Genomic DNA, 9534 nt, shown 5'->3' with positions numbered 1-9534 from the left:
TGGCTGACGTCTGAAATTGCCGACACATTCATTGATACCGAAGAAACAGATCTCGTCAGCGGTGACGGTAGTAAAAAAGCGAAAGGCTTCCTGTCTTATCCGCGTGATACCCAAGCCGACAAGGTACGTGCATTTGGCACGTTACAGAAGCTGGAAGCTGATATGCTTTCCGCCGATAGCTTGATTGACCTGAAATTCTTACTCAAAAACAAATACCGTAAAAATGCCGTCTGGGTGATGAACTCCAGCACTGCCGGCCAAGTACAAAAACTGAAAAACGGCAATGGTGATTATATCTGGCGGGAACGCTTGCAGGCAGGTGATCCCGATATGCTACTGGGTTTGCCCGTCCATTACCTCGAATTTATGCCGGAGGGTGTGATCGGTCTGGGTGATTTCAAACGTGGCTATTTCATTGTTGACCATGAAACGGGCATTCGTACTCGCCCTGACAATATCACCGAGCCGGGATTTTATAAGGTACATACCGATAAATATCTGGGTGGCGGGCTGGTGGATTCCAACGCAATTAAGGTACTGGAAGTGAAAGCAGCCAGCAACTAAGCAGAAGGGGGATCGCGCCCCTTTCCCCGTTTTGGAGTCCATCAATGAAGCATGATTTTGAAATCCGTACAGCGTCACTGTCTGCCAGCAATAAGACGCTGACAGGTTATGTGATTAAGTGGAACAGCCGATCCCATGTGCTGTGGGATGAGTTTATCGAACAGTTCGCGCCAAATGCGTTTAACGCCAGTTTAGCGGCGGGGGCTGATATCAGGGCGTTGTACGAGCACGACCCGATGAACCTGTTAGGCCGCACCACGTCTGGTACGTTGCAGCTTAGTGAAGATGCTACCGGATTACGCTTTGAGTTAACGCCGCCAGATACCCAATTGGGGCGCGATGTACTGGCACTGGTTGAACGGGGAGATATACAAGGTATGTCCTTTGGTTTTCGTGCCATTAAGGATCAGTGGGACACCAGTCAGACACCCTATATCAGAACCGTGTTAGAAGCTGAATTACGGGAAATCACCATTACCAGCTTACCCGCTTATCCTGAAAGTGGGGTAGAGGTTGCTAGGCGTTCACTGAATGCCGCTAAGCCCTGCCCTGTGGATTTGCGTCGTTACTGGCTGCAACTGTCTGAGGTGTAATCATGTGGCCTTTTACACGCAAATCCCCTGAAACTCGCAGCGTGACGCTGGATGAATTTCTTTCTCTGGCAGGCATGGCTAATACCAAATCGGGCGAGCATGTTTCCCCCTCCACGGCGGAAGGCTTACCCGCCGTGATGAACGCTGTCACGGTGATTAGCGAAGCGGTGGCCTCCATGCCTTGCTATCTCTATCGGGTGCAACACCAGAACGGCAAAGAATCCCGCGAATGGTTGAGCGATCACCCCGTTGATTACTTGCTGAATGAATGCCCGAATGACTGCCAGACTCCCTATCAATTTAAGCGCACTCTGATGCGTCATTGCCTGCTGAATGGTAATGCCTATGCAGTCATTGTCTGGGGGCGGGATGGACAACCGCAATCCTTGCACCCTTACCCGCTGTCAGCGGTTGTACCGCAACGTTTATCCGATCACCGATTCGCTTACACTATCACTGAACCGTATAGCGGCAAGGTGAAAACCTATTTACAAGAAGAAATGTTGCATCTGCGCTATGCCACCGAAGATGGCTTTCTTGGGCGATCACCTGTCACCATTTGCCGCGAGACATTGGGCTTGGGACTGGCACAACAGCGCCACGGCGCAAGCATTATGAAAGACGGCATGATGGCGGCGGGTGTGATTAAAGCCGCTGATTGGCTGGACGGGATCAAGGGAAGTAAGGCACTGGAAGCCCTCGAACGTTATAAGGGTGCTCGCAATGCAGGGAAAACGCCCATTCTTGAAGGTGGGATGGAATACCAGCAATTAGGAATGAGCAATCAGGATGCCGAATGGCTGGCTTCCCGCCGTTTCACCATTGACGATATCGCACGTATGTTCAACGTCAGCCCGATCTTTCTGCAAGAATATTCGAACAGTACCTACAGCAACTTTAGCGAGGCATCTCGCGCTTTCCTGACTATCACTATGCGCCCTTGGCTTGCCAACTTCGAACAACAAATCAAAGCGGCCTTGCTGATGACTTCGCCAAAGCGGGGTATTCGTTATCAGGTCGAATTTGATACTGCCGACTTACTGCGCGCCAATCCGAAAGAACGCTTTCAAAGTTATGAGACGGCCATTAAATCCGGTGTTATGTCACCAAATGAAGCCCGCGAACGCGAGGGATTATCGCCCCGTGAGGGCGGTGATGAATTCAGTCAGGCATGGAAGCAAACGGTTGAAGTAAAAAAAACAGCGGAGAACACGAAATGAGAGCAGGCAGATTGAGACACCGGATCACCCTTCAGAAAAACGAATCAAGCCGCTCGCCGATGGGGTCGGTGATAAACAAATGGGTGGATGTTGCCGACGTTTGGGCGGAAGTACAACCAATTAGCGGGCGGGAATTGGTCGCATCCGGTGCTGTGTTATCCGAAGCCACGGTGCGTATATGGCTACGTTACCGCGATGATATCACCACAACAAATCGCATTATCTATCAAGGTGCCAGCACCCACGGCAAGAGCTTTGCCATCGTTGCCGTTATCCCAGATCCGAAACACACTCGCTTAGAACTGCTTTGCAAGGGAGGCGTGAAATATGTCTGATATTGATATTCCCCTGAGTGAAATCAAACAACACTGCCGGATTGATGAAAGTGATACCCTTGATGATGCCCTCCTTACCGCTTACGCCGAAGCCGCGCTGGAAGTCTGCCAGCAACATATCGGGAAGCGGTTTGATAATGGCTTGGCTTTCACGCCAGCAATCAAGGTGGGCTGCCTGCTTTATATCGGGTTGCTGTATGAAAATCGGGAAATGGCAACCGATATTGAGCTTAAAGAAGTCCCGTTCACCATTAAATCACTGTGGTCTGTCTATCGTGATGTGGGAGTTTACTGATGCCGTGGCAGCCTTTGAAACGCTGTAGCTACCCTAACTGCCGCGAACGGGTGAAGTCAGGCCGATGCGCGCAACATCAACGGGAAGCCAGACGCCAGCAGGATAAGCACCGAGGCACTCGTACCCAACGCGGCTACAGTAATAGATGGGGACGCTATCGGCTGCATTACTTGAAAGCTAACCCGTTATGCGCTCACTGTTTACAGCAAGATGTCTACACATCTGCAAGCATTGTAGATCACATCATCCCGATACAGGGTGACGCTGATGTGCTGTTCTGGCCTGCATCGAACCATCAAGCATTATGCCAGACCTGTCATAACCGCAAAACCGTACAGACCGACCCCATCACCAAAGCGAAGCGCAAGCAGGGCGCTTATCGGGAGCAGGAAACCGAAGCGGCAAGGTATCGTGACTGGTTATCAAAAGAATAATAACGAAACGAAATAACGGGGTGGGGGTATCAAAAATGACAAATGCCCCTTTCAGCGGAACCGCCCCCTCTTTCAATTTTTACGCACGGCAGTTTTTTTGAAAATAAAACAACAAGGAGAAAAATCATGGCAAGAGCGCCTAAACCGCCCACGTATTTAAATGATATCGCCGCCAGCCAATGGAAGGCCAAAGGTAAAATTTTAAATGAGCGGGAAGACCTGAACGCCGCTGACTGGAACAATTTAGAGCTGTATTGTGTGAACTATTCCATTTACCGAAAAGCGGTGGCAGACCTTGATATCAGAGGCTTTAGCATTGTGAACAGTCAGGGCAGTGAGAGCCGTAACCCGTCATTGAGTGCCAAAGCCGATGCCGAAAAAATTATGATAAAAATGTCATCGTTGCTGGGTTTTGACCCCGTATCACGGCGTAAAAATCCGGTGGAAACCGAGGAAGAAGATGAGCTGGATCGCCTATGAACGCATGGGAGCAATACGCTTTTGATATCGAAAACGGTAAGATTCAGGCCTGTAAACGGGTAAAACAGGCGGTGAAACGCTACTTTAGCGACCTGAATAACCCACTTTATCTGTTTGATTCGGCAATAGTCGAACGTTTTATTGCCTTTTCCCGTGTCTGCCCGCATGTCAAAGGACATTTGCGCGGTAAACCCATCATGCTTGAGCCGTGGCAACAGTTCGCCTTTGCTAACCTGTTTGGTTTTAAGGTGAAGGCAACCGGACGCCGAAAATACCGCAGTGCTTATATTCAGGTGCCGCGCAAAAATGCCAAATCCACCGTTGCCGCAATACTGGCAAACTGGTTCTTGGTGATGGAACAAGGGCAGCAGGATATTTATACTGCTGCCGTCAGCCGTGATCAGGCGCGTATCGTGTTTGATGATGCCCGTCAGATGAGCCTGTTATCAAAGCCTCTGAAAAAGCGGGTTACTATTCAGCAACACAAAGTCACTTACCCCAAAACTAACAGCCTGTTAAAACCGCTGGCCGCCAAAGCTGCCACCATTGAAGGTACAAATCCCAGTCTTGCTATTGTCGATGAATATCATTTACACCCAGATAACGCTGTGTACTCAGCCCTTGAATTAGGGATGGGCGCTCGTCCCGAAGGTATCCTGTTTGCCATCACTACGGCGGGTAGTAACGTGATATCAGCTTGTAAGCAGCATTATGATTATTGTTGTCAGATACTGAATGGCGAAGAACAAAATGAATCCCTGTTCGCCCTGATTTACGAATTGGACGACGAGAACGAGATTGATGATGAATCGCTTTGGATTAAGGCCAATCCCAATCTGAATGTGTCAGTAGATGGTGACGCTTTGCATGACACTATCCAGAAAGCGCGGGGCATTCCCTCCCAATGGACGGAGATGCTAACCAAGCGTTTTAATATCTGGTGTCAGGGTGAAACACCGTGGATGGGCGAAGGCGCATGGAAAGCCTGCCAGACAGATTACGATGAAAATGATCTCAAAGGGCTGGAGTGCTACGCCGGACTGGATTTGTCTTCAACAGGCGATATCACCAGCATTTGTTACACCTTCCCCGTGGATAACGAACTGTTATTACTGACTCGTCATTACCTGCCCGAAGCTCAATTACAAAATCCCGCCAACAAGAATCGGGCTGTGTATCGACAATGGGCACAAGCAGGCTGGATACGCACCACCACAGGCGATTGCATTGATTATGACCGTATCCGCGATGACATTCTTAACGATAGCCAGCAGTTCGATATCAAGCTAGTGGGTTTTGATACATGGAACGCCACGCATCTACGGACACAATTGCAAGGCGCGGGGTTGGATGTGGAGCCGTTCCCGCAAACCTATCTACGCTTTAGCCCCGTAGCTAAATCGGCAGAGGTATTCGTGAACCGTAAAATCATTCGTCACAATGGCGATCCGGTGCTGGCGTGGGCAATGTCCAATGTGGTGATGGAAACCGACGCGAACGCTAATATCAAACCCAACAAAAAGAAATCCGCAAATAAGATTGACCCCGCGATTGCGTTCCTGATGAGCTTTGGCACATGGCAGAGTGAGCATGAAGAGTTTGCGTTTAGCTTAAATGAAGAGCAGCAAGAGCGCCTTAAGACGTTTAATGGAATATAACGCAAAAAGTTAAGCGGTTTTACTGATTCGCTTATTGAACCAAATAAAACAATTCGTTAAAGTAGCCCTGCCATCGGCAAAATCCGGTGGTAAGGTTTCGCAGCCTTGAGAAAATACCCCGCTGGTAGAAATATACTACCAGCGTGCTTGCTATCGCCTTTTCAATGGCGGTTCAGACAGGGGAGGCTTCGGCCTCGCCGGTTGGGTATTCTCCGGTACTGCGAACCCTGTCTGGATTGCCACCATCAATGATTAATTAATGGAAGGGGTAGCAGATGATTGAGATCAAAAAAGACTGGCATCAAGCCGACATTATTGCTGCATTACGCAAACGTGGTACGACATTAGCGGCTGTTTCTCGCGAAGCGGGACTCAGTTCATCAACATTGGCAAATACTCTCAGTAGGCCGTGGCCTAAAGGCGAGTGGATTATCGCTAACTATCTCGAAATCCACCCTTCAGAAATCTGGCCTAGTCGGTATTTTGATATGTACGGTCAACTTATTGAGCGTAAGATTCGAGATAATATAGTAGTCTCAATAGAAAAATGAAATATCAGATGAGTTTTTTATTTATCTATCAAAATGCTGGGATTATAAAAAGGTCGTTTTAGCGGCCTTTTATTTAAATAAATTGAAGTAGGATTATGCAAATTTAAAGGAACTTCAATGTCTATAGGAATAATCAAAGATCAGATTTTTAGATTTTTATCATCTGATGAACCTGAAGTAATGGCAATTAAAGGTGAATGGGGTATAGGGAAAACATTTAGTTGGAAAAAATTTCTGACAGAAGCTAAATCTGAAAATAAAATATCCCTAGAGCATTATTCTTACGTTTCCTTATTTGGAATTAATTCATTGGAAGCATTGAAATATGCTATTTTTGAAAATATTGTAGAGCGTGGGCTTATTGGTACAGAAGCTAATATTGATACATTTAAGAATAATGCAACGAGCCTAACGAAATCCCTTGGAAGAAAATCGATTAATTTTTTGAAAGATGCTCCAATTGCAAAAATTTTTACCCCTGCAATTGAAAGCATTTCTTTCTTATCTCTAAATAAAACGATTATTTGCATTGATGATCTAGAGAGAAAAGGGAATAAAATTGATATTAAAGATATTATAGGATTGGTTTCCTTGCTGAAGGAACAAAAAAAATGTAAGGTTGTTTTACTTTTAAATGATGGAGAAAAAGATCTCGAAGACTATATAAAATATCGTGAGAAGGTTGTTGATATAGAATTGTCATTTACACCAAATCCTAAAGAGTGCGCTGATATAGCTTATCCGAATGGAGCTAGTTACCATTCAAGGCTAAAAGAATTAACAGCTAGTTTAGGAATCAGAAATATAAGAGTTCTTAAGAGAATTGAAAGATTGGTAGAGCTGTTTTTACCTATTGTAAAAAATTGTGAATCAGAAGTAGTAGAACAAATTATAAGCTCCATTGTACTTTATTCATGGAGTTATTTATGTTCAAGCCATAATAATGATATACCTACATTAGATTTTATAGTCACAGAAAGAATTAATATTTTAATGTTTAATGATAGAAATTTTAATGAACAAGAAAAAAGATGGATGTTTACATTACAAAAATATGATTACCCTCTATTTGATGAGTTAGAAAATGTTATTGTACGCGCTGTGAAGGAAGGCTTTTTTGTTGAGCCAGAATTAAAAGAAAAAGCTTCTATCAGAAATGAAAAGGAAATCATTTCTAAAAGTGAGAGAAGTATTTCGAGCGTGTGGTCACTTTATCGTGATTCATTTGACGATAATGCTCATGAAGTAATTAATGGCCTGTATGGGAACTTTAAAGAAAACTGTAAATCCTTGTCACCTGATAATTTAAATTCAATTGTAAATTTATTCAGAGATCTAGATGAAAATGAGAAAGCATCTGAGTTAATTGATTCCTATATTGAGAGTAGAAAGGATAAAATTGAATTGTTCGACTTGGAGAAAATAAAATCCTTTTATGATGTTAAAGATCAGGAATTAATAAATAAATTTAATAATTTTTATAATAGTTCAATTAAGATTGAAAATGCTAAGCAGGTGTTAGAGCGAATTGCTGATTCAAATGGCTGGAATCCAAGTGATGTGGTTGTTCTAGCCAATACATCTATTGAGGATTATTATAATTTATTTAAAACTGAGAAAGGAGAGAGTTTATCTTCATATGTGCATAAGTGCTTAAATTTTGGTAGGTCTTCAAATGCTAGCGAACAACAAAAAGAAATAACCAGTAGAGCAACTGAAGCTCTAAAGAAAATTGCAGCAGAAAGCAAGATCAATAAACGAAGAGTTCAAAGATTTGAGATAACCATATAAAAAGCATTCAAAAGAAGCTTTTAGTTTTTTTAGCTTGTTTGAATGTAAAATACATTAAAATCAATAAGATATAAAAATTTTCATGTGATTTAATGAAGGGGCATAAAAAGGGGCATAAAATCAATGAGTAAAAATAAATTAAGGTTATTCAATTAATTAACTTAATTTACTAGTCCCGCCCTGGCACCATATAAAACTTGCTGCTAAAACAGTAAGTTAGAGTTAGAAAGAGCCACCTTCACGGTGGCTTTTTTCTTTGATGAAAATCACATTTCACTATTCGTTCACTATATCCTTTCACTATATTTCTTGATCCTTCGTTTACTTCTTCTGCCCACCTACGACCGGGACAATATTCACTTTTCTATCATATCTTGCCGTCTGAGTAATATTTTTATGCCCGGTGATTTGTTGTTTTTCGGAAAGTGGTCCTTCGAGATCAGAAACACCTTTTGCTTTTAAGTCATGAAAGGTGAAATTAAAATCTAAGTCAGGAAAAGTTTCTTTTGCTAATATTTTCGCTTTTCTCCAACGGCTATTAAATCCCCCGCGGGTATATCGCGAGCCTTTGCGCTGGTGGAGTACATAAATACTGCTGACGCTTTTATCAAGAGGTAAAATGGTTTTGCTCATTACCACAACATTATCTAACCGTTCTGTCCATGCTTTGATTTGTGCAACCCCTGTTTTACCTTGTTTAATAAAAATTCCCTCTTCATACACCTGCGCGTACGTCAGTGACAAAACATCCGCCTGTCGCGTGCAGCACAGATACGCCAATTCCATCGCGATTTGAACTATCGGCGGCGAGATAGAATAGAGTGCATTGTATTCCGCATCGGTAATGTACCGATCTCGCGGGATTTCTTTGAACTGCCTTACACCTTTACAGGGATTACCGCTGACCAGACCGCGTTCATAGCCCCAACTGTATACGCGGGATAAAAAATTCTTTTCCCTGTTGGGCTGTGTTTTGGCTTTTAACCCGCGTTTATCCATGTACTTACGGATATGTTGCGGTTTAATATTATCCGGCAACATGTTGCCAAAAACGGGCAGTAACTTATTGGCATATTTCCGGTAATCTTTTTTGGTTTCTGTGCCTAACGCTGAGAAATCAGGCGAGAAAAAGAATGCCTTGATAAGACCGCTTAATGTTTCGTCGTTTTTCTGAGCCGCGAGCAATTTCTCATAAGCAACCCAAACTTCCGCCTGAGTAGCAGAAAAATCACATAAACGTACCGTCCGGCTGTCATAAGTCTGGAACTCATACGCAGAGCGCCCCCGTCGAACGCGTGGGGGCATCCAATTATCTGCGGGGTTCTTGCGTGCTCTGCCCATTAGTCTAAAGCTCCGAAGTTAGGTTCTTGAGGGGCAGGGACATAGTTTCTGACCCGCTGTGCGAGGGGGTAGTTAAAATGATCCCACGTAGTTCGGGGTCTTCCGTCCCGCCGGGTGATAAAAAATATACCGGCTTCCCTGAGTATTTCGCACTGCTTGGACGGGATTTGATACCCCGTAAGTTCGGCAATATCAGCGTCGCTAATGATGCCGGTTTTTACATCCATATTAACCTCGATTATCGATTAACCGTTTGGATTGAACATCACCGT

12 protein-coding genes are annotated in these 9534 nt (G+C 44.4%); 10 read left to right on the top strand and 2 right to left on the bottom strand.

Annotation, left to right across the window (positions count from 1 at the left end):
- The 10 genes from FE394_RS06310 to FE394_RS06265 form a co-directional block, all read left to right on the top strand.
- Window positions 1–564 (top strand): phage major capsid protein (locus tag FE394_RS06310; RefSeq protein ID WP_319925553.1); only part of this gene is annotated, 564 nt, incomplete at its 5' end.
- Window positions 565–608: 44 nt separating this feature from the next.
- Window positions 609–1157, top strand: coding sequence for an HK97 family phage prohead protease (locus tag FE394_RS06305; RefSeq protein WP_319925552.1), 549 nt, complete (start codon window positions 609–611; stop codon window positions 1155–1157).
- 2 nt (window positions 1158–1159) lie between these two features.
- Window positions 1160–2377 carry a phage portal protein gene (locus FE394_RS06300; protein WP_319925551.1) on the top strand — a complete coding sequence of 406 codons (1218 nt, stop codon included), beginning with the start codon at window positions 1160–1162 and terminating at the stop codon, window positions 2375–2377.
- Entirely contained in the window at window positions 2374–2712 is a 339-nt protein-coding gene (locus FE394_RS06295; RefSeq protein ID WP_319925550.1) for a phage head closure protein, read from the top strand. The genes FE394_RS06300 and FE394_RS06295 overlap by 4 nt, the downstream gene beginning before the upstream one ends.
- On the top strand, window positions 2705–3007 hold the full coding sequence (locus FE394_RS06290; protein ID WP_319925549.1) for a head-tail connector protein: 303 nt from the start codon (window positions 2705–2707) through the stop codon (window positions 3005–3007). The genes FE394_RS06295 and FE394_RS06290 overlap by 8 nt, the downstream gene beginning before the upstream one ends.
- A complete protein-coding gene (locus FE394_RS06285) occupies window positions 3007–3441 on the top strand; it encodes an HNH endonuclease signature motif containing protein (protein WP_319925548.1) in 435 nt (144 codons plus the stop codon). The genes FE394_RS06290 and FE394_RS06285 overlap by 1 nt, the downstream gene beginning before the upstream one ends.
- A gap of 126 nt (window positions 3442–3567) precedes the next feature.
- Window positions 3568–3921, top strand: a complete 354-nt coding sequence (locus FE394_RS06280; RefSeq protein WP_319925547.1) for a phage terminase small subunit P27 family — start codon at window positions 3568–3570, stop codon at window positions 3919–3921.
- Window positions 3918–5579 (top strand): terminase large subunit, encoded by a 1662-nt coding sequence (locus FE394_RS06275; RefSeq protein WP_319925546.1) that lies wholly within the window; start codon window positions 3918–3920, stop codon window positions 5577–5579. Before FE394_RS06280 ends, FE394_RS06275 begins: the two co-directional genes overlap by 4 nt.
- A gap of 275 nt (window positions 5580–5854) precedes the next feature.
- Complete coding sequence (locus tag FE394_RS06270; RefSeq protein ID WP_319925545.1) at window positions 5855–6130, top strand: helix-turn-helix domain-containing protein; 276 nt, start codon at window positions 5855–5857, stop codon at window positions 6128–6130.
- Between the two features lie 117 nt (window positions 6131–6247).
- Complete coding sequence (locus tag FE394_RS06265) at window positions 6248–7921, top strand: P-loop NTPase fold protein (protein WP_319925544.1); 1674 nt, start codon at window positions 6248–6250, stop codon at window positions 7919–7921.
- Between the two features lie 321 nt (window positions 7922–8242).
- On the opposite strand, the gene FE394_RS06260 is transcribed toward FE394_RS06265, so the two are convergent.
- Together FE394_RS06260 and FE394_RS20110 are read right to left on the bottom strand one after the other, a co-directional pair.
- On the bottom strand, window positions 8243–9262 hold the full coding sequence (locus FE394_RS06260) for a tyrosine-type recombinase/integrase (protein ID WP_319925543.1): 1020 nt from the start codon (window positions 9260–9262) through the stop codon (window positions 8243–8245).
- Window positions 9262–9489 carry a DUF4224 domain-containing protein gene (locus FE394_RS20110; RefSeq protein WP_319925542.1) on the bottom strand — a complete coding sequence of 76 codons (228 nt, stop codon included), beginning with the start codon at window positions 9487–9489 and terminating at the stop codon, window positions 9262–9264. Before FE394_RS20110 ends, FE394_RS06260 begins: the two co-directional genes overlap by 1 nt.
- Window positions 9490–9534 lie beyond the last annotated feature (45 nt).

Origin of the sequence: Xenorhabdus littoralis (assembly GCF_033949345.1) — a bacterium.
Taxonomy (GTDB): domain Bacteria; phylum Pseudomonadota; class Gammaproteobacteria; order Enterobacterales; family Enterobacteriaceae; genus Xenorhabdus; species Xenorhabdus littoralis.
The sequence above is the reverse complement of the archived record's forward strand: the minus strand, read 5'-3'. Positions and strand labels throughout refer to the sequence as shown.